At 68.0% G+C, this 266-nt stretch carries 1 protein-coding gene; it reads left to right on the top strand.

What is annotated here, in order from left to right; translation table 11 throughout:
* Window positions 1-266: hypothetical protein (locus QME84_10705; protein MDI6874734.1), on the top strand; the 266-nt coding region annotated here is incomplete at both ends.

Here is a 266-nt window from a genome sequence, read left to right as displayed (position 1 = left end):
CGGCCCTGGCGGGGATCGTCAACGGCAACGGGGCCTGGATCGGGGACTTGGTCTCCAACCTCTCCACGGGCATGGTGGTGGACCTCCTGAACAGCCTGGACCCCTCCTGGACGGCCCGGCTCATGACTGACCTCAACAACCCCACCAGCCTGGGGGTCATCGCCGGGATCATGAACGACCCGGCCACGGTGGCCTTCATAAACGCCCTCCTTCCCCAGCTGGACGCCTCGGCCCTGGCGGGGATCGTCAACGGCAACGGGGCCTGG

The organism is Actinomycetota bacterium, from assembly GCA_030019255.1.
Classification (GTDB): domain Bacteria; phylum Actinomycetota; class Geothermincolia; order Geothermincolales; family RBG-13-55-18; genus Solincola_A.
The sequence above is the reverse complement of the archived record's forward strand: the minus strand, read 5'-3'. Positions and strand labels throughout refer to the sequence as shown.